This window comes from Snodgrassella gandavensis, from assembly GCF_914768025.1.
Classification (GTDB): Bacteria; Pseudomonadota; Gammaproteobacteria; order Burkholderiales; family Neisseriaceae; genus Snodgrassella; species Snodgrassella gandavensis.
The window spans coordinates 39,140-63,265 of the sequence record NZ_CAJZCE010000009.1 but is presented as its reverse complement, the minus strand read 5'-3'; the positions used below and the strand labels follow the sequence as shown (position 1 = coordinate 63,265).

Annotated in this window: 18 protein-coding genes; 8 read left to right on the top strand and 10 right to left on the bottom strand. The window is 42.7% G+C overall.

Annotated elements, in window-relative coordinates; genetic code table 11:
- Window positions 1-124 precede the first annotated feature (124 nt).
- The 5 genes from MJ764_RS07720 to MJ764_RS07700 all read right to left on the bottom strand — a co-directional run bounded on the left by MJ764_RS07720 (window position 125) and on the right by MJ764_RS07700 (window position 6,587).
- Window positions 125-1,717: a phosphoethanolamine transferase gene (locus tag MJ764_RS07720; protein WP_239326007.1), complete on the bottom strand. Its 1,593-nt coding sequence runs from the start codon at window positions 1,715-1,717 to the stop codon at window positions 125-127.
- Between the two features lie 255 nt (window positions 1,718-1,972).
- The gene (locus MJ764_RS07715; protein ID WP_239326006.1) at window positions 1,973-2,680 is read right to left on the bottom strand and encodes a 5'-methylthioadenosine/adenosylhomocysteine nucleosidase; all 708 of its coding nucleotides are present in this window, start codon (window positions 2,678-2,680) and stop codon (window positions 1,973-1,975) included.
- A 146-nt stretch (window positions 2,681-2,826) separates the two neighbouring features.
- Complete coding sequence (gene recD / locus MJ764_RS07710; protein WP_239326005.1) at window positions 2,827-4,611, bottom strand: exodeoxyribonuclease V subunit alpha; 1,785 nt, start codon at window positions 4,609-4,611, stop codon at window positions 2,827-2,829.
- Between the two features lie 37 nt (window positions 4,612-4,648).
- Window positions 4,649-5,344: a lipoprotein-releasing ABC transporter ATP-binding protein LolD gene (gene lolD, locus MJ764_RS07705; protein ID WP_239326004.1), complete on the bottom strand. Its 696-nt coding sequence runs from the start codon at window positions 5,342-5,344 to the stop codon at window positions 4,649-4,651.
- Window positions 5,337-6,587, bottom strand: a complete 1,251-nt coding sequence (locus tag MJ764_RS07700) for a lipoprotein-releasing ABC transporter permease subunit (RefSeq protein ID WP_239326003.1) — start codon at window positions 6,585-6,587, stop codon at window positions 5,337-5,339. The genes lolD and MJ764_RS07700 overlap by 8 nt, the downstream gene beginning before the upstream one ends.
- 598 nt (window positions 6,588-7,185) lie before the next feature.
- On the opposite strand from MJ764_RS07700, the gene MJ764_RS07695 reads away from it, so the two are divergent.
- Together MJ764_RS07695 and MJ764_RS07690 are read left to right on the top strand one after the other, a co-directional pair.
- Window positions 7,186-9,963, top strand: coding sequence for a flavocytochrome c (locus tag MJ764_RS07695; protein WP_239326002.1), 2,778 nt, complete (start codon window positions 7,186-7,188; stop codon window positions 9,961-9,963).
- Between the two features lie 59 nt (window positions 9,964-10,022).
- Window positions 10,023-10,973, top strand: a complete 951-nt coding sequence (locus tag MJ764_RS07690) for an FAD:protein FMN transferase (RefSeq protein WP_239326001.1) — start codon at window positions 10,023-10,025, stop codon at window positions 10,971-10,973.
- Between the two features lie 62 nt (window positions 10,974-11,035).
- Here the strand turns inward: MJ764_RS07690 and hisC are convergent, their stop codons facing one another.
- The 5 genes from hisC to MJ764_RS07660 form a co-directional block, all read right to left on the bottom strand.
- Entirely contained in the window at window positions 11,036-12,097 is a 1,062-nt protein-coding gene (gene hisC, locus MJ764_RS07685; protein ID WP_239326000.1) for a histidinol-phosphate transaminase, read from the bottom strand.
- 86 nt (window positions 12,098-12,183) lie between these two features.
- Window positions 12,184-13,719: a SulP family inorganic anion transporter gene (locus tag MJ764_RS07680; protein WP_275415286.1), complete on the bottom strand. Its 1,536-nt coding sequence runs from the start codon at window positions 13,717-13,719 to the stop codon at window positions 12,184-12,186.
- A gap of 30 nt (window positions 13,720-13,749) precedes the next feature.
- Window positions 13,750-14,937: a 5-(carboxyamino)imidazole ribonucleotide synthase gene (locus tag MJ764_RS07675; RefSeq protein ID WP_239325998.1), complete on the bottom strand. Its 1,188-nt coding sequence runs from the start codon at window positions 14,935-14,937 to the stop codon at window positions 13,750-13,752.
- A 482-nt stretch (window positions 14,938-15,419) separates the two neighbouring features.
- Window positions 15,420-16,028, bottom strand: coding sequence for a ricin-type beta-trefoil lectin domain protein (locus tag MJ764_RS11645; protein ID WP_420853942.1), 609 nt, complete (start codon window positions 16,026-16,028; stop codon window positions 15,420-15,422).
- Window positions 16,029-16,057: 29 nt separating this feature from the next.
- Entirely contained in the window at window positions 16,058-17,005 is a 948-nt protein-coding gene (locus tag MJ764_RS07660; protein ID WP_239325997.1) for a class I SAM-dependent methyltransferase, read from the bottom strand.
- A 414-nt stretch (window positions 17,006-17,419) separates the two neighbouring features.
- Here MJ764_RS07660 and MJ764_RS07655 point away from each other — a divergent pair, with 414 nt between their 5' ends.
- The 6 genes from MJ764_RS07655 to MJ764_RS07630 all read left to right on the top strand — a co-directional run bounded on the left by MJ764_RS07655 (window position 17,420) and on the right by MJ764_RS07630 (window position 24,124).
- Window positions 17,420-18,739 carry a DEAD/DEAH box helicase gene (locus tag MJ764_RS07655; protein WP_239325996.1) on the top strand — a complete coding sequence of 440 codons (1,320 nt, stop codon included), beginning with the start codon at window positions 17,420-17,422 and terminating at the stop codon, window positions 18,737-18,739.
- A gap of 294 nt (window positions 18,740-19,033) precedes the next feature.
- A complete protein-coding gene (locus MJ764_RS07650) occupies window positions 19,034-19,174 on the top strand; it encodes a hypothetical protein (protein ID WP_239325995.1) in 141 nt (46 codons plus the stop codon).
- A 307-nt stretch (window positions 19,175-19,481) separates the two neighbouring features.
- Window positions 19,482-20,021: an RNA pyrophosphohydrolase gene (locus tag MJ764_RS07645; RefSeq protein WP_239325994.1), complete on the top strand. Its 540-nt coding sequence runs from the start codon at window positions 19,482-19,484 to the stop codon at window positions 20,019-20,021.
- A 128-nt stretch (window positions 20,022-20,149) separates the two neighbouring features.
- Entirely contained in the window at window positions 20,150-22,135 is a 1,986-nt protein-coding gene (locus MJ764_RS07640) for a DNA topoisomerase IV subunit B (protein ID WP_239325993.1), read from the top strand.
- 680 nt (window positions 22,136-22,815) lie between these two features.
- On the top strand, window positions 22,816-23,178 hold the full coding sequence (locus tag MJ764_RS07635; RefSeq protein ID WP_100091445.1) for a roadblock/LC7 domain-containing protein: 363 nt from the start codon (window positions 22,816-22,818) through the stop codon (window positions 23,176-23,178).
- 442 nt (window positions 23,179-23,620) lie between these two features.
- Window positions 23,621-24,124 (top strand): PAS domain-containing protein, encoded by a 504-nt coding sequence (locus tag MJ764_RS07630; protein ID WP_239325992.1) that lies wholly within the window; start codon window positions 23,621-23,623, stop codon window positions 24,122-24,124.
- The last annotated feature ends 2 nt before the right edge of the window (window positions 24,125-24,126 follow it).

Here is a 24,126-nt window from a genome sequence, read left to right as displayed (position 1 = left end):
CAAAATATTTATGGTTTTAAACTATGTTAGCTAGCGCTTTCTTCTGCCACAATGCTTACACAACCAAACTGATTGTAAAGCAGCTATTAAATAGTGACTTTTATACAAAGTCAATTAATATAATCTAGTTTTGGTAAGGTCTGATTTCGTCAAGGGGCAAATCCCGATAGTCAAAAATATTCAAATCTGTATCCATCACCTGAATTTTTTTACGTGGGATGAAATCTGTTGATAAAACAGAATGTGTATTTAACTCATCAATTTTCTCAATACCCATCCAGTCATAAATTAAATAATAATTATCCTCAGTAGGATATATCTCCCTATATTCACCGATCCGTCTACTATTGGCTGGCACATTTGGGCTATACCAGATAAATTGCGGTACATCTATCCCCTCTTTAGTCGGATGCACAACAGCATGTGTGTAGTCTATCTGCCCCCGTTTAATCTTAATAGTTTGCCCATGATCTGAAAAATACAATAATGAAGCTTTTTTGCTGCGCAAATGACTAAAAATTTCTCCTAATATTTTATCTGTAAAATGAATGGAATTATCATAACAGTCCTCTACTGGAGAACGCCCATTCTTAAATACCTGTTCACTTTCTGGGTATTTATTACATGCATTTTTATGGCTACCATTAATGTGCAGAATAATCAGTTTTTTTTCAGCACTATTATCATTCAATATTTTTATAAATCTGGGCAATAAAGTATTGTCATAACCACCGCTCAACCACTCCTTAGTTTCTGCTGCATTTGCAATGGTTGTAATTAATGTATCATATTTATTAATTTTACCCTGCTTACTTAACCAGTAAGTTTTAAAGCCAGCCTGACCAGCCATATTTACTATGTTATCGCCCAGTTTATCAATACCTCTGTCATTTATCGTTCGTCTACTTAAAACATTTGGTACTACCATCAATGTAACCGGAGCCGGAGCTACTGCCTGATTAAAAATGAATAGATTTGCCCGCTCTCTGTCGACATTAGGTGTCGTTAATCTGGAATAGCCATAAAGACTTAAATTAGCGCGTCTGGCTGATTCACCTATCACGACTACATAAGTATCTATATCAGTTTCTTTACGCTGTAATTTATATACAGTTTGCTGCCTAGCTACGGTTTTAAGAATATTCATATCCTTATAAGCACGCGAAAGTATGGCAAAATTATTCAATCCAGTATAAGGCCATACTTTTTCACCTAAATCAAAATTTTCCTGACTGAGTCGACCTTTAGCAATCTGCTCTAATGCCTTAAGCGGTATAGCCACCATAAATAGCATTACAATAACTTTAAGAACCCGCAAAGACAAAACTTGTGCTGTAGTTTTAATCAGTACAATTAAAATAGCAAATATGACCATTAAGCAAAAGATTATATGCCAGTAAGCGTGCAAAAACTCTATCGCTTCACTGGCATTAGAAGCCAACATAGTAATAGCTAGCTCCGCATTAAACTGACAATGATATATCTGCAATATTATCAGCGATATACTAGTATTAAAACACCAGACAAATAACAACAAAATTGAAAAAATACGCGTAAGCCTGCTTTTCCATAACAGAATTAACAGACAAAAATAACCTATTGTCGCAAAATATAGACCAATTTGATAAATTACAGAGTAATTCGATGCGCCGAGAATAGGTAAGCCACAAAAAACAAGCAATAATAAAATTGCATACTTATTAATAACTAACTTCAATGCTACATCCCCTACAATACAAAAATAAAGAAGTAAATTTTTATATAAATAGCATATAAATTTAGTAATTGACTACCGGCTACCATAATAGCCTAAATTATGTTTAAATCTATATTAAGCAGTAGCCATCACTCAAATTTATAAAAACTTTTGGGTTTTGTACACGCTCTATATAAAAAAACCTAATTGATTTTCATACCAGACAATAATTAAATCCTTATAAATCGAATTTCACCCGATAATCATGCTAAAACTCTACGGCTTGTATATAGATATCAGATTGAGTACCATCTTTGCTGAATGAATAGCAGCCCGTTGCAAAAACTGATCAAAGCTAATTGAAGCATTGGCGTCGCCATTGTCAGAAATAGCACGAATAATCACAAAAGGAACATTAAGCTGATGGCAGGTTTGGGCAATTGCAGCAGCTTCCATTTCCACGGCTACCACATCAGCAAAATTTTCTTTGATCAAACGGTTTTGTTCAGCGGTGCCGATAAACTGATCACCACTCACGATTAAACCAGTATGGATTTCAGCACCAGTAAACACTTGTGCAGCTTGTTTGGCCGCATCAATAAGATGCTGGTTAGCAAAGAATCTTGGTGGCAATTGTGGTACCTGACCGGGCACATAGCCAAAAACAGTGGCATCAACATCGTGATGAGCCACCTCATTACCAACCACCACATCCCCAATCTGAATACCAGCTTTCAGACCACCAGCACTGCCCGTATTAATAACATAATCAGGTGCAAACCGTTCAATGATCACTGAGGTAGTAAGCGCTGCGTTAACTTTACCTATGCCGCTCAAGGCAAGTATCACCCGTACACCTTTAATTTCACCCTGATGAAAATGTACTGCGCCTGCTACACTATCCTGCCGGTTATCCAACTGTTCAAGTAAATAATCCAGTTCGGGCTGCATTGCAGCAATAATTGCAATTAAAGGTTTATGCATGATTCAGTCTTTGTGATATTTTCTGATAAAGCAGAATAGCATAAAATTATTCCACCAACCAGAATATTATATATACATAAAATTAAGTTTCACAGCATGGATTGCCAAAGTAAGCAGGCAAAATTAAAGCCAGTAAATAGGCAGAATTAAAATAAAGACAACTGTGATTGTTTTTTAGCCAGTTGAGCCAAGGCTGCACTTAATCCGCTACGCCGCTGCTGGTTATTTTTTATGCCTTGTGCCAACTGTTTGGCCGTACCACAAAAAGTAAACTGCTGTCTGGCGCGGGTAAGTGCGGTATACAAAAGTGAGCGATTAAACAGAGGATCGTCTGCCGCAGCCTGCGCCTGTGGAGCTAGTAACCACACACTATCGTATTCCGAACCCTGACTTTTGTGCACTGTAATCGCAAATGCAGCCTCATGCTGAGGCAAACGGCTAAGGGAAATGGCACGATAATTCTCACCGTCGGCAAAATAGGCAAGCAGGTGTCCTGAATTATCCCGATCTGGGAGAATGACACCGATATCACCATTAAACAAACCAACTCCATAATCATTCTGGGTAATCAGAATCGGCAGCCCTGCAAACCAGCTATCAGTATTCAGATGTAACTGCTGGCGTAAATAACGCCGGTACTGCTGGTTAAATGCTTCTGCATCAGCGCGCCATGCTGTCAATACCATAATATCTGTCAGATGGCTGAAAACCGCTGCGATATTATTTTCAGCCACTGCCTGCCACCACATCTGCTGCTGTGAATATAAATCGCGGCTCAATCGCTGCATATCAGCCTGCTGCAATTGCAACTGTGCCGGGAAATTGGTTACAGCATTAAGTGCCGCACTATCGTCACCATTGATACAGGCCGTTGCCAACGCACCAATACCCTGCGTAGCATCAAAGCGATAACTGTGACTCAAGGTAGCAATATGTGCAGCCATACTGACTTCATTGCTGGACGGGGGTAAAGGCTGCTCCGGCAAAAGCGCTGCGAGTTGCTGTTTCAGCACAGGTGACAATACTGTCGGCTGAGATAATTCTGCCAGCACATTACCGGCACCTACCGCCGGCAACTGGTTGGCATCTCCGAGCAATATCAAGCGCACATCAGGTTTTAACGCGCGCAACAGTGCCCGAAACAGGGATAAATCCAACATGGAAGATTCATCAACCACCAGAATATCCACCGGCAAAGGATGTTCCGCATCATATGGACCCGTTAACAGTGGCGGCTGTAGCTGTAGCAACCGGTGCACTGTCTGACCTGTTAAACGTTCTAGTAATTGCATGCTACTGTCCGGCAGAGGCAGTTTACTCAGGGCACGTTGCAAAGCATTAGCCATATGAGCAGCCGCTTTACCGGTAGGCGCCACCAACGCAATCTGTGGTGGACGCGACAACGGCCAAGCGTGTTTGAGTAATAATCCCAGAATTTTGGCAACCGTAGTTGTTTTCCCCGTGCCCGGTCCGCCATTGATCACCACAAAATGCTGGATTAAGGCCAGTGCAGCCGCAAAACGCTGCTGGGCACTATCTGCTTCAGGAAACCAGCCGGCCAGATCGGCAGCCACAGCCGCCTCATTTATCCTTGCAGGCGCAATATTAGCCAACTGCCACAGGCTCTCAGCAATATCCTGCTCCAGCTGCCACATCCGCCCTAAAAATAAATGATTGTTTTGCAGAATAAAAGGAGTATACGCTCCGGCAGCACCCACCAAAACACGACACTTTCGGATTGCCGCCAGATGTTCGCGGGGTACAACAATATGGCTGTCTCCCCGATTGAAAGCCCATAATAGGGCATCTGCCCATGGCTGCATAACAGCCCACTCAGTGTGTGCAGCCACACCAAGCACTTGAGTCATTGCATGTAGTGCCGGATGAGTAGCCTGTGTGGAAACCTCAACCAAATTGACATTATCAGCCATGCTCAATCAACCATGATGAAAAAATACGATTTCAGTATCAGTTAGCAATAAATGGCGCTAATCTGCCGTCTTTTACCGTTAAAACCTCATCAAAACGGCCGGCCAACTCATCATCATGAGTCACTACAACCAGACTGGTATCCAGCTCATGCTGTAAATCCAGCATTATATCCAGTACATTACTGGCGTTTTTTCGATCCAGATTGCCAGTTGGCTCGTCGGCCAATATACAGGCGGGATGAGTAACCATAGCCCGTGCAATTGCAGCCCGTTGCCGCTCCCCGCCAGACAGCTCACCCGGACGGTGAGCCATACGCTGTTTCAACCCCACTTTATCCAGTATTGTTTTCGCCTGTTCTTCAGCCTGAGCTTTAGACATGCGCCCTATCAGCAAAGGCATCATCACATTTTCTAATGCTGAAAACTCTGGCAACAAATGATGAAACTGATAAACAAAACCCAGATACTGATTACGCAACTGACCTATGGCCTTCTGACTCAACTGGGTTATATCCTGCCCCATCAGACGTATTGCGCCACCACTGGGGGTATCCAGCCCCCCAAGCAGATGCAGCAAAGTGGATTTTCCGCTACCGGAAGCACCAACAATACTGATACTCTGGCCGCGCCTCACATTAAAATGCAAATCATCCAGCACCGATACCTGTAAATACCCGTCATCATAGGTTTTACTGACATGCTCACATTCAATAACATACTCAGGTTTATTCATAGCGCAAAGCCTCTGCCGGTTGCGTTTTGGCGGCACGCCAGCTTGGATACAGTGTGGCGACAAAAGCCAGCAATAAAGAAATCACGGCAATCATACATACATCAGAAAATTTGACATCCGTAGGCAAATAATTCACAAAATAAATCTGGGATGTAATTAAGTGTTTGCCAGTCATTTGCTCAAAAAAAGCAACGATGCGACCGATACTCAATCCGAGCGACACCCCGAAAAGCACCCCAAAAAAGGTACCGAAAAATCCGGCTACTGCCCCCTGAATCATAAAAATGCGCATTACGCCTCCCGGAGAAAGTCCCAGTGTGCGCAATATAGCAATATCAGCCTGTTTTTCAGTCACAGCCATCACTAAAGACGATACCAGATTAAAGGATGCTACAGCAATAATTAACAACAGAATAATGAACAGTATGCGTTTTTCCATCTGCACCGCATCAAAATAGCTGCGATTCTGGAAAGTCCAGTCGCGAATCCAGATCTCATTCCGTAGTTTTACCGGTACAAATTTTTGAACCATAAAGGGTGCATTCTGCGGATCAGCCAGCTTCAGGCGTACACCGCTCACATTATTCCCTAGCCGATACAGTTTTTGCGCATCGGTGATATGGGTTAAGGCAAGCGTATTATCCACCTCATAAATCTTCGTTTTAATCACACCTACCAAAGTAAACTGTTTTAAACGCGGCACCATGCCGGCTGGTGTTACATTGCCATCTGGCGTGATTACAGTAACCTTGTCGCCAATATTGGCACCAAGCCCGTCAGCGAGGTCTTTACCCAAAAGAATACCAAACTCACCCGGTTTAAGACTGGCAAAACCATTTTTAGGCATTCCCTGACCATAATCAGCAACATTACTTTCCTGTGCCGGATCAATCCCGCGAATTTGCACGCCACGTACTTCACCTGCATTAGCCAGTAATGCCTGATCAGCCACATAAGGTGCCGATCCCACCACCTGAGGATTATCTTTTACCAGCTTCTGTAAATCCTGCCAGTGCTGATCCAGACTGTTTTCATAAAATCCCATTTCAGCATGAGGAGCCACACTGAGTAATTGATTACGGATTTCTTTTTGAAAACCACTCATCACCGCCAATACAACAATTAATGTTGCTACGCCAAGCGCGATACCAGCAATCGATACCACAGTGATGAATGACATAAACCCATTACGTTTCTTGGCGCGTAAATAACGTAAGCCAATCCATGTTTCAAGAGATGCCATGAGTGCTATATTTCAATAGAAAAAACAGATTGTACCTGAGCACGGCAAGCAACGTCATGTTTGTGTCTCATTGTGCAATTGTTAATATTTGTTAGAAAAATAAACTCACTCTCTCTGCACATGTTAAAAATCATCTCATTACAGCCAAATAAATAATATAACCATATGAAATTTATATATTTTGAATATTTATATCAATATTAGCAAACTTAAAACCAATACTGCTACCCTTAGATGTAGCAGCAATATTCTTAATTATTTTATTCTGTCAGAAAGCGCCTATACATAGCCAGATATCAGAAAATGCATATTTCCAATGCAATATTACGCAGGATACGTCTGCTGTCCTAACCAGAAATCTAATCCTAGCAATCAATCAGCAGAAAGACATATATGACAATACCCAAAAATATATTCATTTATAAACTATCTACTTTACCAGATTTAACCAGCTAAATTTGACACGTATCAATACAATAAATTAAATACATGCCTTTGTTATATTTATACATTTTATTCAATAGATAAGCTCTCAGGTTTTACGCTACCATGCGCATATTTCTTTTTTATACCAAGTTTTGATTAATTAGCATTGAATATGAATAATCCATCTTCTCCCCTTTTTAATCCGCTTACCTTACCCAACGGTGTTGTACTAAAAAACCGTCTGGTGATGGCGCCCATGACTACCTGCTGTGGCTTTTATGATGGTACTGTTACTGATAACTTGATTGATTATTATCGGGAGCGTTCTGGCAGTATAGGCACAGTAATTGTTGAATGCGGCTATGTAGATGCACTAGGGCCAGCCTTTCCCGGTGCAATAGGTATTCACAACGATGACTGCATTGAAGGCCTGAGTCAGTTGGCCGCCGCCATAAAAGAACGCGGATCCAAAGCGGTTATACAAATCTATCATGGCGGGCGTATGGTAGAGCCCCAGCTAATCGGCGGCAAGACACCTATAGGTCCCAGTGCCATCGCTATTCCACGACCGAATGCAACTGCACCGGTAGCCATGACAGCCGGTGAAGTTGAAGACATGATTGGTAAATTTGGCGAAGCGGCACGGCGCGCAATTGCCGCAGGTTTTGATGGTATTGAAATTCACGGTGCCAACACCTATCTGATTCAGCAGTTTTTCTCACCTCATGCCAATCAGCGGCAGGACAAATGGGGCGGCAGCCGCGAAAACCGTACCCGCTTCCCGCTGGCAGTGCTGGAAATCAGCCGGCAGATGGCACAGAAACATGCCACTAGCGAATTTATTATCGGTTACCGGTTCTCACCGGAAGAACTGGAAGTGCCGGGTATTACCTTTGAAGATTCCCTATTCCTGCTAGATAAACTGGCTCAAGCCGGTTTAGACTATGTCCATTTTTCCATGGCGGCCACATTACGCCCATCCATTATTGACAGCAGCGATGAAACCCCATTAATTGATAAATACATGCAGCTACGTTCTGCCACACTGGCCAAAATACCGGTTATCGGCGTGGGTAATGTCGTGAATAAGACCGATGCAGAAACCGCAATGGCACATGGCTATGATCTGGTTGCGGCCGGAAGAGCCTGTGTAGCTTATCCTGACTGGGCTGAGCGTATTCAGAGCCAAAATGATTTACAGCTATCCATGAATAGCGACCAGCGGGCTAACCTGTGCATACCAGAACCATTATGGCGTTTTCCCCTTATTCACAGCATGGTACGTGAAATCAATACGAAAAAATTCCATGCCGGCACTTATCAGCAAACCGTTAGTGACGATTTTGACAATAAATTCGTTATCAATGTTGAGCTGGGACAGGACTTTATTAAAGACCTGTCACTGGTCAATACCGAACAACTGGATCACGTTTCCATTCGTAATTTTAATGAAATCAAAGAGCGTATTCTGGCCGCTAACAGCCCATATGTAGATGCAATCAGTGGTGCTACTTCACAATGTGATGCATTTAAAAAAGCAGTTACCAAAGCCATATCTACTTCTTACAAAGTGGCCACCATCGTCGAAGGTGGCGATGCTGATGACAAATCCTGTGATGTAGTTGTAGTGGGTAGTGGTGGAGCCGGTCTGGCCGCAGCCATTGAAGCACATGATAAAGGTACTTCAGTTATCATCATTGAAAAAATGCCGGTCACTGGTGGTAATACCAACAAAGCCTCAGCCGGCATGAATGCAGCGGAAACCCGTTTCCAGCAACAGGCGGGGATTATCGACCATAAAGAATGGTTCTATAATGAAACGCTTAAAGGCGGTAAAAACAAAAACAATCCGCAATTATTGCACTATTTTGTCGAACATGCTCCGGCAGCGATAGATTGGCTGGATGAAAAAGGAATTCAATTAAATAATTTAACCACTACCGGCGGTATGAGTGTAGACCGTACCCATCGCCCAGACAGTGGCGCAGCCGTTGGTGGTTATCTGATTAGTGGCCTGCTGAAAAACATCAATGATCGCGGCATTGAAGTAATGCTCGATACCTCTGTTACTGATATTGAAATGAAAGATGGCCGTATTAACGCAGTAATGGTGTGCGACGAAGAAGGCAATGAACAACGCATCAGCACCAAAGCAGTCATTGTCGCAACCGGCGGCTTTGGTGCCAATGCACAGATGGTTACACATTACCGGCCTGATTTAGCTAATTTTGTTACCACCAACCATAAAGGTGCCACTGGTTCAGGCATTGCACTGTTACAGAAAATCGGTGCCGGTACTGTCGACATGAATGAAATACAGATTCACCCCACAGTAGAACAAAATACAGCCTATCTGATTTCAGAATCCATTCGCGGTGGTGGTGCCATTCTGGTATCGCAGTACGGTAAACGCTTTGTCAATGAACTGGATACGCGTGACAAAGTTTCCAACAGCATTATTGCCCTGCCTGAACATTATGCTTACATACTGTTTGATGAACAAATTCGAACTGAAAACAAGGCAGCAGAAACTTATATCAGCAAAGGACTGGCAGTACAAGCTACCTCACTAGCAGAACTGGCCGATAAACTGAACATCAATGCCGAGAATCTTGCCAACACTGTAGAATGCTATAACCATTTTGTAGAACAGCAACATGATGAAGATTTCGGGCGTACTACCGGCATGCGCCACCCATTAAACCGGCCATCCTTTTACGCTATTCAGATTGCTCCGGGCATCCACCATACCATGGGCGGTGTAACCATCAATACCAACACCGAAGTACTGGATACCCGTGCACAGGTTATTGAAGGCGCCTATGCTGCAGGTGAAGTAGCTGGAGGCGTGCATGGTGGCAACCGCATAGGTGGCAATGCCATTGCCGATATCATCATCTTTGGTATTCAGGCTGGTGATCAGGCTGCCGCTTATGCTAAAAACCATTAATTATTAACACATAACTCATCACCATGTCTGGTTCATGTTACACCTATAGCCAACAGCTCATGGGAACAACTGTTTCCCTGCAACTGTTCGTTGAAAACCAGCTAGCAGTAGCAGCAGTTTTCAACACCATTCAGGTTCTGGAAACACGTTTAACCGTTAACCGTGACCATTCAGAAGTGATGAGCATTAACCATGCTGCCGGCAAACAGCCGGTAGCAGTAAGTCAACTGGTATTTGATTTAATCCGACAAGCAAAAGCAGCCAGCCTGCTGCCGCACAGCCGCTTTAACTTTGCCATTGGCCCAATAGTCAAGCTATGGAAAATCGGCTTTAATGGACACAGTATTCCTCCGGCAAAAGAAATAGCACACCGATTAACCCTGACCAATCCACATCTAATCGAGCTGGATCAGGCAAATCATACAGTGTATCTGGCCAAAGCTGGTATGGAAATTGATTTGGGCGCCATCGCCAAAGGCTATATTGCCGATATTACCAGACTAGTACTGGCTCAATATGGCATTCATCAGGCTATCATCAATTGTGGCGGCAATGTATTAACCATTGGCTGCTCACCGCTTACCTCCAATCAGCACTGGCATATCGGTTTGAAACGTCCCTTTGCCACTGCAGACAGCTTACTCGGCATACTGCATGTGCAGAACAAATCTGTGGTTACTTCTGGGATTTATGAGCGTTATTTTATTTTCAATAACCAGCTTTATCACCACATTATCGACCCGTTTACCGGCTATCCACTGGATAATGAACTGCAAAGTGTAACCATCATTTCAGATAATTCATTAACAGGGGATATCTATTCAACCATTCTGTATGGCTTTGGCGTCAGACTAGGGCTGAATGAACTGGAAAAACACAAAGATATGGGCGCCATATTCGTCACAAAAGATAAAAAAATATTTATCAAATCTAATCAGCATTTCCAGTTTGAATTACTGGCAGATGATTATGAACTCTGCCAATCATTCATACCAGCACAGACACAATAAACAGCTTTTGCCCACCCATATCAACTATCGTTATCCAGACAGTAAGACTGCTAAAAATCAGCTTATTGCGCCAGCATTTCCTCCAGCACCGCAATTAGCCGTTGTTGTTGTTCCTGCGTTCCAACACTGATGCGCAGAAAATTACTGATTCGTTCCTGCTGAAAATGACGTACAACGACACCATGCTGCCGCAAGAAGGCGGCAATCTGTGCTGCTTCTTTGCTACCATGGCGTGCAAATACAAAATTGGCTTCAGAAGGCAAAACCTCAAACTCCATTCGCTGCAACTGTTCAGTTAGCCAGATACGATTTTTAATCACCTTGGCACAAGTAAAATGGAAATAGTCATCATCAGTGAATGCTGCAATAGCAGCAGCCTGTGCTACCCGGTCAAGCGGATAGGAATTAAAACTGTTCTTAACCCGCTCCAGCCCCTCAATCAAATCAGCATGTCCCATTGCCAGACCAATCCGCATTCCTGCCAGCGAACGGGATTTAGACAGCGTCTGCACTACCAGCAGATTAGGATAATCATCAATCAGCCTGACTGCAGACTCACCACCGAAATCAATATAAGCCTCATCTACCAGTACCACACAATCAGGATTGGCCTGCAATATCAGCTCAATTTGTGCCAACGGCAAAATACAGCCAGTCGGCGCATTCGGATTGGGGAAAATCACCCCCGCCCGAGCACCATAATAATCGGCAGGATTCAGGGAAAAATGCTCATTCAGAGGCACATAACAAGCTTCAACATCATACAATTGGCAATATACCGGATAAAAACTATAGCTAATATCTGGCAACAATAACTGCTGTTTGCCCTGAAAAAAAGCAGCAAATGCCTGTGCCAGCACCTCATCTGAACCATTACCCACAAAAACCTGCTGTTTGTGCAAACCATAATAGTCAGCAATGGTCTGCTTTAAGTTATCCGCACTCGGATCCGGGTATAAACGCAAATCATCATTAATTGCTTTCCGCATCGCAGTCAGAACCATAGGCGATGGCGGAAATGGATTTTCATTGGTATTCAGCTTAACCAGATTGGTTAATTTAGGCTGCTCTCCAGGTACGTAAGGCTGTAAACAACTCGTTTTGTCACTCCAGAATTTACTCATTTCTCCCTCCCTGCCGACTACAATAAATATTCAATATAAATTAATCATACCTGACTACCGGCATCAGCAACAATAAACAGAATATCTTATAGCACCAAAGACTCACTCATATACTTTTGATATATCAATAAAGACTCAGCATCAAGTGTACTAAACTGCTCAGGCAACAAATAATCTAGTTTCTTGGCTATCAACGCCAAACATGCCTGCTCACTCAGACCACAAACAAACAACATTTTATTCTGCTGATGCAATTCACGAGCCAGAGCCTGTAAATAAACAAACACAGTAACATCAGCACGACAACCTGCACTCACATCCAGATACACTTTTTGTACATTTAATGTATTAACCAGATCGTGGCTACGCCGTAATAGCGTACAGGCATTAGCAAACAGCAAAACCTGAGGTAAAATAATGATAGCTTCCTGCGCCATAATCTGAACTTCGGGCAATAATACAGGCCAGGCATGCATACGCAGCGAATGCCAGCACATTACTATCAGTCCCAGCGAAATAACCAGCCATAAACCAGCATATATACCAAACAGAATAATCAGAATGGCTGAAGTACACAGCCACAGCAAATCAACCCATTGCCGATAATATAAACGCAATTCACCCCAATTTATCTGTACACAGATTATATACAGCGCAATAACCGCGAGCACAGGTAAAGGCACACAAGTCCACCACGACCAGCAATAAATCAGTGCCAGCAGCAATAGCGTTGCCATCAGAGTATTAATCCTGATTTTCACTGACTGATCAGCCACATATCCCACACTGACCACCATACCGCCAGCCACTGCTGCTAGTATATTGGTCAATCCCATAATACCAACACCACGCCGAAACTGATCGGGTAAATACTGGCAAATCTCCACATAAATTAACAGCGCTACCGTGGCACTTAAAAAAACCAGCAATGGCCAGTCAGCGTGCATCAGATGAAATAAAGGCCAGAGTTGCCAGCTTTGCTGAACAGGCGTAGCAATCCCGATAAATGAAAACGGCCATATATGACTGAGAATCCATACCAGCAGTAACACCCATAAAACCTTGGGCTGAGATTTGGCTCTCCACAGTATCAACAAAGCAAAGGTTAATCCAGCCAGAACCACACTTGGCCAGTTCCAGCTTTGCCAGTTAACCAAAAGTTCCCACTGTTCCAGCCATGAACTACTATTGGCAGAAACACCAAGAATAATTGGCACCAGCATCACCACCAAAGTCAGAGCAGTACCCGCACCAACACCATGCCACACCGGACGGGCAATCCAGCTCAGACAATGCCGGGGTAATACCATAGCCAGCAATAATAACCAGACACCAGTAAATAAAGTCAGCATACTGGCCACAGCAACCCGTTCCGTTACTGCTCCAGCATAATAGGCTATTGATGCCATAAGCATTAATGCTGAAAACGGCGATGGAGTCAGCAATATCTTCTCTCGGCCACAGAAAAGCACACTGCACAACAATGCACATATAACACCGGTCAGCACCATTGATATAGGTAGCCCGGCAATACCGGCACATGCCAGAGCCATCGGTAATACATACCCTAGCAATATCCAGCCATTTGAAAACCTTAGTAGCGGAGACAATTTTGTGCCCATCAATTTTAAAGTAATATTTTTTTGCCCATATCAACAAGATACATTTAGTGCAGTTGAGCAAAAATTTTGAGCATCATTGTATAGGTGAAGATGAAGAGACCGTGCCGTTTGCCATGCCTGTTCAGAATCTTCAGCCAGAACAGTAAAATGCCCCATCTTGCGACCCAGCCGTACCTGTTTTTTGCCATACAGATGTAAACAGGCAGTATTGTGATTCAGCACAGTGCACCAGTCCGGTTCCCCGTGTGCTGGCCAGACATCTCCGAGAATATTGGCCATACAGCAAGGCTGTAATAAATCAGTAGCTGCCGGTGGCAGACCACACATCAGCCGTACCTGCTGTTGAAACTGGTCAGAAATACAGGCATCTAAAGTGTAATGGCCTGAGTTGTGCGGTCGGGGTGCAATTTCATTGACAAGTAATTGCATTTCATTGCCCACAATAAACATCTCAACTGCCAGAACCCCTTTATAATCCATGGCATGAGCCAATTTTACTGCCATGTGTTCAGCCTGCTGCAATACAGGCTGGGGCAATCTGGCTGGTACTAATGAATAGGCCAGAATACCATTTTCGTGCTGATTTTCTGCCGGTGGAAAACAAACGGTTTGCTGTTCATTCAAACGCGCAACAACAACAGATATTTCCGCACGCAAATCCACCTTTTTTTCCAACACACAACGCACATTCTGCAATCGTGTAAAAGCCGCGCGCAACTCTTCAAGAGTGCCTACTTCTATCTGCCCTTTTCCATCATAGCCCAGAGTGGCCGTTTTCAGAATTCCGGGCAGTAACTCTTCCAGATGGCTATCAATATCAGACTCGGCACAAATAACCGAAAACGGCACAGTAGCCAGCCCAGCTTTAGCAATCCAGTCTTTCTCCTGCTGCCTGTCCTGTGCAATAGCCACACAATCACCAGATGGTGACACCTCAGTATATTGTGCCAGCCAGCGCATTGAATCAGCACTTACATTTTCAAATTCAGTCGTCACTGCCGCACATCTGGCCATATTCTGCAAGGCAACAGCATCATCAAAAGCCGCACATAAATGCACATCAGCATACTGAGCTGCTGGGGCATTCGGGTCAGGATCCAAAACTGTTACCTGATAACCCATTGTTTTGGCAGCAACAGTGAACATCGCACCCAGTTGCCCCCCCCCCAGAATACCCAACATTGCTGGCGGCAGAATACAGGAAGAAGAAAAAGACATAACGATATACAGTTACCTTACCTAGAATTATAGACAATATTAGCTTAAATCAAACATCCCTGCTGATATAGTTACTTGGCGTAAATCAAACGCAAAAAAACATACCAACAATTTTTTACCTTATAAATCAGACCAATAATCAAGCAACACTCCCTCAAAGTCACTACTTACTCAACTTGAACAGGCCTGATCAGCAGTCTGCACAGCAGCCAGTACAAACTTGTCTAGCCATCAATAAATTTAACTGTTGCATTTATGAATCTCAACATTAAAATCGCGCAAATTCACAAATGATATTAGCAAATATAATATTAACATAAATAAATAGATTATTACAAAAATAGCCAATACGTTTAAAGTTGTATTTAGTCGAAATAATTTTAATTATCCCAATAAAACAAATGACTATTAAAATCAGAAAAAATAAATAAAATATAACTATGCAACTTATAAAAAATATTCATCAAGAACTGTTAACAGCATTAATGAAATTGTTGGCTGATCACATTCCGGCAAGGCTGTAGCTGCAAACGTCCTTGTGCGCCATCCACACATAGATTACTGTTGCGATCACGTAACTGCCGCCCTGTCAATAACCAGTTATTTTCCCTATTGGGTGCACAAGTAACCGTTCCCACTGCATTATTTCTTACTGCCAGACAGCGATTATTCAGCCATACCTGTCCCTGATGGAAATACATAGCCTCACTGATTTCACCACCTGAACAGGAATCAAGCACAACTGACTGCCAGACAGATGAAATACCATCATTGTGCAAACAAACACGCCCCACCGGCCGTAAACTAATACTGGGAGACACAGGATAAACTGGAGGATATGGTAAAACAGTCGGATAAGACGGCACAGCCGGATAAACCGGCGTATCCGTGTAAATAACCGTTGCTCCTGCCGGTGCATCAATGCGCACAGTTTTATTAATGGTAGTGGTTGATGAAACAGGTAAATCAACAATAATATCGCGTTCACCATGCCCTGAATGATAAATTACAGCTGCATCAGCAACTGGCGCGAGTAAGCACAGCATACCAAATACACGTGCAACACGTTCTACTTGAGCCTTTCCAACCATCAACGTCTCCTGCAAATAAACCTAATTAACTAACTTTTCCGTATCTCCCAGCATTGGTGAATACGCGCATTACGAAAGTCTTCCGGTACCGTTTTTTTGGAAATATTACTTACCTGATAACGCTGCTCCAGAGCAGGATTCAGCGTAAAAGTGCGCAGATTATTCGAAAAAAACAAAATGCCCTGCGGTGATAACAAGCGCATAGCACCATCTATCAGCTTTTCCTGATCACGCTGAATATCAAGAATATCCAGCATCTTCTTACTATTAGAAAAACTTGGCGGATCCATTACAATCAAATCAAACTGCTTTCTTTCATCAGCAGCCATCTGCAAATATTGAAATACATCAGCCCGCACAATCTGATGAGCTTCCATATCTAGCCCGTTCAGTTCAAAATTACGCCGAGCCCATTGCAGATAAGTATTAGACAAATCAACTGTTTCACTAGACAAAGCACCACCAGTGCCTGCATATACCGAAAAACTGCCAGTATATGCAAAAAGATTCAGAAACCGTTTGCCCGCAGCCATACAACCTATTTTTTGGCGCGTGTTGCGATGGTCAAGGAACAAACCTGTATCCAGATACTTATCCAGATTTACCCAAAAAGCCCGTCCATATTCATGAATCACAAAATCCGTACCGTCAGCACCGGTTTTTTCATACTGCTCCTTACCTTTCTGACGCTGCCGCCTTTTCAAATGAATATGTTCTCTGGGCAAACCAGTTACAAATACAATTGCATCCATAACCCCCGTCAACCAGTCTTCATATTCCGATTTATGCATCAGCCAACCAGTATCGTACTCCTGTAAATGAACCTGATCCGCATAAATGTCCACCGCAAAGGGATATTGCGGCACATCTCGGTCGTACATACGCCACGCTTCTAGCCCCTGACGCTGTGCCCATTTACGCAAATGTTTAATATTTTTGCCAAGACGGTTGGCAAATGCACCTAAATCATCACTCATAAATAAAACTTTACATATCTGCCATAATCACGCTAACAGCCACATTGTAACGGAAAAACCATCTAATACCCCAGAGTATTCGTTACAGCTATCCTGCGTATCTAGTTGCTTAAAAAAACGATATATCTTATAATCAAACGAATAATTTGAAGCCATCGTTAGCAACCTAATTAAACACGGCGTACTCAATATCACCATATTACGTAACGCCGTATACCAACATCCGCAGAAATGCGTCCGTTGCTTGGTTGTCGCCGATGTATAAAATACCCAAACACACACGCTTACGACAACCAATTGCTATCTTTGATTATTTTCCTACTTGGCTTAAGCTAGCAACTGTTCTTCATAATCTAATTTATTTTTACAAACTAGATTATCACATTTGGTTGTTCGTTTAACCAAAGGAAAATCATGACATTGTCTTTTTCAGATTTAAACTTAGACAAACAACTCACTACCGCACTTATCGCTGCCGGTTATGAAAATCCTACTCCGGTACAACTGGAATCCATCCCCGCCGTTCTGGATAATCAAGATTTAATGGTTTCTGCCCAGACTGGTTCTGGTAAAACCGCCGCTTTTTTATTACCCACCTTACAAAAGCTGCTCAAACGCAGTGAAAAATCAGGCAAAGGCCCTCGGGCACTGGTTTTAACACCTACACGTGAACTGGCACAGCAGGTAGAAAAAAACGCCCAGATTTATGGTAAAAACATGCCATGGCTGCGCACAGTCACACTGGTGGGAGGAACAGCTTTTGGCCAGCAAATCCGAGCATTGTCGCGCCCGATTGACCTAATTGTTGCCACACCGGGACGACTGATGGATCACATGCGTCAGGGACGAATTGACTTTAGCCGTCTGGAAGTATTGATTCTGGATGAAGCAGACCGCATGCTTGATATGGGCTTCATAGATGACATAGAAACCATTGTTGCCGCCACCCCTGCTGAACGTCAAACCCTGTTATTCTCAGCCACATGGGATGGTATGGTTGGCAAACTGGCACAGAAACTTACCCATCAGCCACAGAAAATTGATATTGCCCGCGAAGAAAAACAGGGCAAAATTGATGAACAGCTGCTTTATTGTGATGACACACGGCATAAAAACCGACTGCTTGATCATATTTTACGCGACACCAGCATTGATCAAGTTGTGATCTTCACCGCCACCAAAGCCATGTCTGAACAACTGGCTGATGAACTGTATGAAAAAGGTTTTTCAGCCAACTGCCTACATGGCGACATGCCTCAGGGCTGGCGTAATCGTACACTGATGGATTTACGTAAAGGCCGAATTAAAATTCTGGTGGCAACTGATGTTGCTGCCCGTGGCATTGACGTACCAACCATTACCCACGTAATTAACTATGACTTGCCCAAACAGGCTGAAGACTATGTACACCGTATCGGCCGTACTGGTCGCGCTGGACGTACCGGTCTGGCCATTTCCTTTGCCGAAGTGAACGAGTACATCAAAGTACATAAAATTGAACGATATCTGAATCGTAAACTACCAGAACAGACCATCACTGGTATGGAACCTACCCGCAAACGTTCTAGTAAAGCAGCAGGCAAAGGCCGCCGCCCTTTTGGCAACTATAGCAAAAATGGCAACGCGGGCACAAACCGGCGTCAGAATGGTGAGCAGCAACCAAACCGCCCCCGTCAACGCAACAGTAACCAGCAGAAAAGACGTACTGGCAACAACAGCCAGCCCAAATCCTAATTTTCTACTCTTAATCAGTACAGTCATCAGGCAGCTACTGCTGCCTGATCTTTCCACAAATCAGCCGTATTCTCGGCAATCAATTACATTTCACCCCTAAAGGCAGCCAAAAAATACTGCCTTGCAAAAGTCTGCTATATCTTATATATTGTTAGTGAACAAATAAATAATCATGTTAAAACAATAACTGTACAGATAACTGATTTACTATTAACCATCAGTACAGGCTGTACAAACAAGCTATAAATGACAACAGTTGGTGCACAACACCGACAAGCGAGAAAGGATCTAATTATGCAACATCGTCGTAGACTACAAATTTTTCAGGCTGCTAAACGCGCTGCCTTTTATCAGCATGCCCAACCAGAAAATGGCAAAGAGCAAATTCCTGAAAACGAAAAAACTATTCATACTTTCGAACCTATTCATTCATAAAACTGATTAGATTAAACAAAATAAAGCCATATCTAAACAGATACGGCTTTATTTTTTAGATAAATCCAGTATAGCCAGCAAATCAACAATTAAAACAAACTTAACCATCCTGACTATCTAGTACATATATCAATCTTAATATTAACTGATAGATCGATTCCCTTTTAATCTACCTCAAAAAAATAACTGTATAAATATTTCATAATTATATAAAGTATAACTTAGCTGATATCCCTCCAATTTAATCCTTACTGGTCTCACACCTCGATTTGTGCGAAAATTCGATTTATTTATCGGGCGAACTACCATGTTAGACAGAGAAGGTTATCGCCCCAATGTCGGGATAATCATCACCAACGACCGTAACGAGGTTTTTTGGGGCAAACGGGTACACGAACATTCCTGGCAGTTTCCGCAGGGAGGCATCAAGCCAGGCGAAAGCCCGGAAGCGGCCATGTATCGCGAGCTGATGGAAGAAGTAGGTTTGTTACCACATCACGTCAGAATAATCGGGCGTACACGTGACTGGCTACGTTATGATGTACCTACGCATTGGATTAAACGCGAATGGCGAGGTTCCTATAAAGGACAGAAACAGATATGGTATCTGCTGCGTCTGACTGGACGGGAAAGCGACGTTCATCTGCGCGCCACCCATCATCCAGAATTCGATGCGTGGCGCTGGCATCAGTACTGGGCACCAGTAGACGAAGTTATTGAATTCAAACGTAGCGTCTATCTGAATGCATTGCTTGAATTGTCGCGCTTTTTGCAGGAGCTGCCAAGCTGGGCCGATTTTGTTCAAACCCGCCAGAATCATGATGATAAATATTCATTGGCTGAATAAATATCAGTAATCAACTCTTTACCGTATTTCCTTTCTACAGTATAAATCAGAAACAAATTACCGAAAAAATAATCTTTTTACGGTAATTTGTTTTATATTGCCATCGATACATCTCTAAAAATAAAACTATGAGCAAATCCATAACATACGATGAATCCAGCGTCACCGTTCTCAAAGGTCTAGCACCAGTTAAAGAACGTCCCGGAATGTATACCAGAACAGAAAGTCCTATCCATATTATTCAGGAAGTGATTGACAATGCAGCCGATGAAGCATTAGGTGGCTACGCACAAAACATTGACGTTACCCTGAATCAGGATGGTTCTGTTACCGTCAAAGACAATGGCCGTGGCATTCCTACCGGATTACATCCAATCGAACATGTACCCGTAATCGAACTAGTATTTACCCAACTACATGCCGGCGGTAAATTCAACAAAAAAAGTGGTGATGGTGCCTATGCCTTTTCAGGTGGTTTGCATGGTGTCGGTGTTTCTGTTACCAATGCTTTGTCTTCACGTCTGGAAGTCACCGTTAAAAGAAGCGGAAAAATTTACCATATCACCTTTGCAGGAGGCGATGTTATCCAGCCACTATCCGTAATTGGCAAATGTTCCAGTAAAGACAGTGGCACAGAAGTTCGTATCTGGCCAGACGGACAGTACTTTGATAACCCACAATACAATCTGGCCGAACTTGAACGTTCCTTACGTGCCAAAGCAGTTTTATTGCCCGGAGTCAGCGTCACCCTTACCCGCCATCTCAGCAACACTGATGAAGCACACATACAAAACTGGCACTACCCAAATGGCCTGAAAAGCTACTTACTTGACTTACTAGCCGATACCCAAACTGCAACCCCTATTTTTGCTAGCGAAAACTATTTAAGTGCCAATCACGAAACCGATTTTAATCAGGGCGAAGGTGCAGCCTACGCACTAACATGGGTAGAAGAAGGCCATGCGCCAAGTGAAAGTTACGTTAACCTGATTCCCACAGCCGCTGGCGGCACTCACGAAGCAGGCCTGAAACAGGCTGTTTTTCATGCCGTAAATAATTTTATTAACCATCACAACCTGCTTCCGCGCGGCGTAAAATTGCAGTCAGATGATGTTTTCTCGCGAGTTGCCTTTGTCCTTTCAGCCCGACTGCTAGACCCACAGTTTCAGGGACAGACAAAAGACAAACTAACCAGCCGTGATGCGCTCAAACTGGTTGCCACCATGTGCAGTGATCCATTGGAATTATGGTTAAACCAAAATATCGATACTGGTAAAAAAATAGCCGAACTGGCCATTCGTCAGGCTCAGGCTCGTATGCGCTCAACCAAAAAAATAGAAAAGAAAAAAGGTTCAGGCGTAGCCGTCTTACCAGGCAAACTCACCGATTGCGAAAGTGAAGATATTCGCGAAAATGAACTCTTCCTAGTCGAGGGTGATTCTGCCGGTGGTTCAGCCAAACTCGCACGCGACAAAAATACTCAGGCAATCCTCCCTTTACGCGGTAAAGTTTTAAACAGCTTTGAAATCCATCGCGATCAGTTGTTTGGCAACGCTGAAATTCACGACATCTCGGTAGCCATTGGTGTAGATCCACATGGAAAAAACGACAATCCTGATCTATCCGGCCTGCGTTACGGCAAGATTGCCATATTATCTGATGCAGATGTAGATGGCGCCCATATACAGGTACTGTTACTCACCCTTTTTTACACCCATTTTCCGCGCCTGATTGAAGCCGGTCACATCTACGTAGCCCAACCTCCGCTTTTTCGGGTAGATGTGAATGCTCAAGGAAAAAACAAACCGGCAAGAAAACTTTATGCTCAGGATCAGACAGAGCTTAATAGCATTCTGGAACGGCTGCAATTGGAAAAAGTTAAAGAAAGTGCCTACAGCATCAGCCGGTTTAAAGGTCTGGGTGAAATGAACCCGGATCAGCTTAAAGATACTACCATGAGTCCGGATACCCGCTGCCTGCTGCAAGTGCATATTCCAGATGAAGACAACAGCGAAACCCAGAATATATTTATCAAATTAATGGGTAAAGGTGAAGCAGCTTCCCGACGCGTCTGGATGGAAGCAGAAGGAGACAAAGTAGAAACAGACATTTGATTCAAACACACAACTCACAAATGTAACCTTTAAACAGCTCAAAATTTTTTAAACACCGTATTAATTAACTTTTATTCACCACTATTCACCACAGGTTGTTATCTGATAACAACCTGTTTAATTATGCTGCATCGACCCCTCTTTCTTTAGTCCCCAGCCTTATTTGGTCAGATAAGCCTATTTTCCACCCTCAACACTTTTTCCAATCACATCATGAATAGTCAGCTTAACTCAGCAGAATAATTAAACCCAGGCCAATACAATTCAACATTTATCGTCAATTCATAATCGTCAAAATATCTGGATATAAGACACCTAGTATATAAGCCACACCGATAGCAGTTAAGATTAATTAACCTCAACACCTACATTTATCTACCCTAGTCTGAATTTTATAACTTGATTCAAATTAAAAATCTCAAATAGAGCAATTTCCCCCAATAATTCGTTCTTCATAATGCTATAATTCATCGTTTCCCTAAAATATATGACCAACAAAAATAATACATAACTTAATTTTTGAACAACAAAAGTTTCAGATCGATGAAAATGAAATAACATAAATAAATATAGAAAATATAAATAAAGATAATTAATAAAATTTAATAACATTTTTTTGCAAAAAAACTCACTATTCTCTATAATTGATGGAGTTACAGCCAATTTTTAGAGGAATTTTCATGAAATATGATTTTATCGAAGGTGTGTTGAAAACACTAAACAGTACTCCCGACATTACTTCTTCAGCCGTTATTTCAACAGATGGTCTGCCAATTGCTTCAGCTTTACAAAGCGGCATGGATGAAGACCGCATTGGTGCTATGGCAGCCGCATTACTGTCTTTGGGTAACCGTTCCGCAAAAGAAGTTTTGAAAGGTACTCTGGATAACACCATTATTCATACCGACAAAGGCTACATGTTGCTGTTTCAAGCATCTGAAGCTATTCTGTTAACCATTACCACTACTCATGAAGCCAAATTAGGTTTGATTCTGTTCGAAGCTAAACGAGCATTGAAAGAACTGGCTGATCATTTTGATTAACAATTAGTTTGCTTAATCAAAAATAAACTCTGCCATTTAAATTCCCACTTATGCACAATTGTAATTACTTGTTTTAAATATACAATACTGTATCAATCAGACCAGATAGTCCAGTATTGCCGTTACTCCAGATTTCATGTAAAAATCTGGTAGAATTTAAGTCAGCCAAACCTGAAACAAACGAAAGCTGACTCAGTTGCATGAAAGGGCGTTTAAGTGTTTATAAATGTTTTTAATTGAAACATCGCGCACCTATAGATTGGGTAAATATCATTTTATTCCAATTGCATGGAAATTCAGAAGTTTACAGTAGCGATTAATGTATAAAACCACAAATAATTTAGGCTGCTGTAATTTTACAAAAATCTCTGAAATGCATCTCATTAAGCACACTCATCCTTTATATGATTCAGATTAAACCAAAATTGAAGGACAAATTAATATGGATATGAGTCGTTGGATTCAGCCAAAGCCAGAAAGCGAATCTTCTGAACACAAAATCAAACACTATCATCAAGATGGAGAATCAACTGTTTATGTAACCAATCAAGAATTCCCCTATCCGGATGGTGCTCTGATTGTATCCCGTACTGATCTTAATGGCATCATTACTCATGCAAATGACGTATTTGTTGATATCAGCGGTTGGACCCGTGATGAAATCATTGGTGCACCTCATTGCTTGCTACGCCATCCCGAAATGCCAAAAGCTCCATTTGCCGACATGTGGGCTACTCTGCAAAGAGGCGAACGCTGGTATGGTTATGTAAAAAATCTACGTAAAGACGGTGGCCACTATTGGGTATACGCCACTGTAATTCCTAATTTACGTCAAGGCAAAGTCATTGGCTACAGCTCAATCCGCCGCAAACCAAGCCGCGAACGGGTTAACGAAATGACCGCCAAGTATGCAGAAATGCTGAAAAACGAACAGGAAGGAAAATAATA

Bases quoted from the DNA above. Each gene is read 5' to 3' on its own strand.
- MJ764_RS07715 (WP_239326006.1), bottom strand. From the start codon at position 2,680: ATGCATAAACCTTTAATTGCAATTATTGCTGCAATGCAGCCCGAACTG.
- recD (WP_239326005.1), bottom strand. From the start codon at position 4,611: ATGGCTGATAATGTCAATTTGGTTGAGGTTTCCACACAGGCTACTCAT.
- lolD (WP_239326004.1), bottom strand. From the start codon at position 5,344: ATGAATAAACCTGAGTATGTTATTGAATGTGAGCATGTCAGTAAAACC.
- MJ764_RS07700 (WP_239326003.1), bottom strand. From the start codon at position 6,587: ATGGCATCTCTTGAAACATGGATTGGCTTACGTTATTTACGCGCCAAG.
- MJ764_RS07695 (WP_239326002.1), top strand. From the start codon at position 7,186: ATGAATAATCCATCTTCTCCCCTTTTTAATCCGCTTACCTTACCCAAC.
- MJ764_RS07690 (WP_239326001.1), top strand. From the start codon at position 10,023: ATGGGAACAACTGTTTCCCTGCAACTGTTCGTTGAAAACCAGCTAGCA.
- hisC (WP_239326000.1), bottom strand. From the start codon at position 12,097: ATGAGTAAATTCTGGAGTGACAAAACGAGTTGTTTACAGCCTTACGTA.
- MJ764_RS07680 (WP_275415286.1), bottom strand. From the start codon at position 13,719: ATGGGCACAAAATTGTCTCCGCTACTAAGGTTTTCAAATGGCTGGATA.
- MJ764_RS07675 (WP_239325998.1), bottom strand. From the start codon at position 14,937: ATGTCTTTTTCTTCTTCCTGTATTCTGCCGCCAGCAATGTTGGGTATT.
- MJ764_RS11645 (WP_420853942.1), bottom strand. From the start codon at position 16,028: ATGGTTGGAAAGGCTCAAGTAGAACGTGTTGCACGTGTATTTGGTATG.
- MJ764_RS07660 (WP_239325997.1), bottom strand. From the start codon at position 17,005: ATGAGTGATGATTTAGGTGCATTTGCCAACCGTCTTGGCAAAAATATT.
- MJ764_RS07655 (WP_239325996.1), top strand. From the start codon at position 17,420: ATGACATTGTCTTTTTCAGATTTAAACTTAGACAAACAACTCACTACC.
- MJ764_RS07650 (WP_239325995.1), top strand. From the start codon at position 19,034: ATGCAACATCGTCGTAGACTACAAATTTTTCAGGCTGCTAAACGCGCT.
- MJ764_RS07645 (WP_239325994.1), top strand. From the start codon at position 19,482: ATGTTAGACAGAGAAGGTTATCGCCCCAATGTCGGGATAATCATCACC.
- MJ764_RS07640 (WP_239325993.1), top strand. From the start codon at position 20,150: ATGAGCAAATCCATAACATACGATGAATCCAGCGTCACCGTTCTCAAA.
- MJ764_RS07635 (WP_100091445.1), top strand. From the start codon at position 22,816: ATGAAATATGATTTTATCGAAGGTGTGTTGAAAACACTAAACAGTACT.
- MJ764_RS07630 (WP_239325992.1), top strand. From the start codon at position 23,621: ATGGATATGAGTCGTTGGATTCAGCCAAAGCCAGAAAGCGAATCTTCT.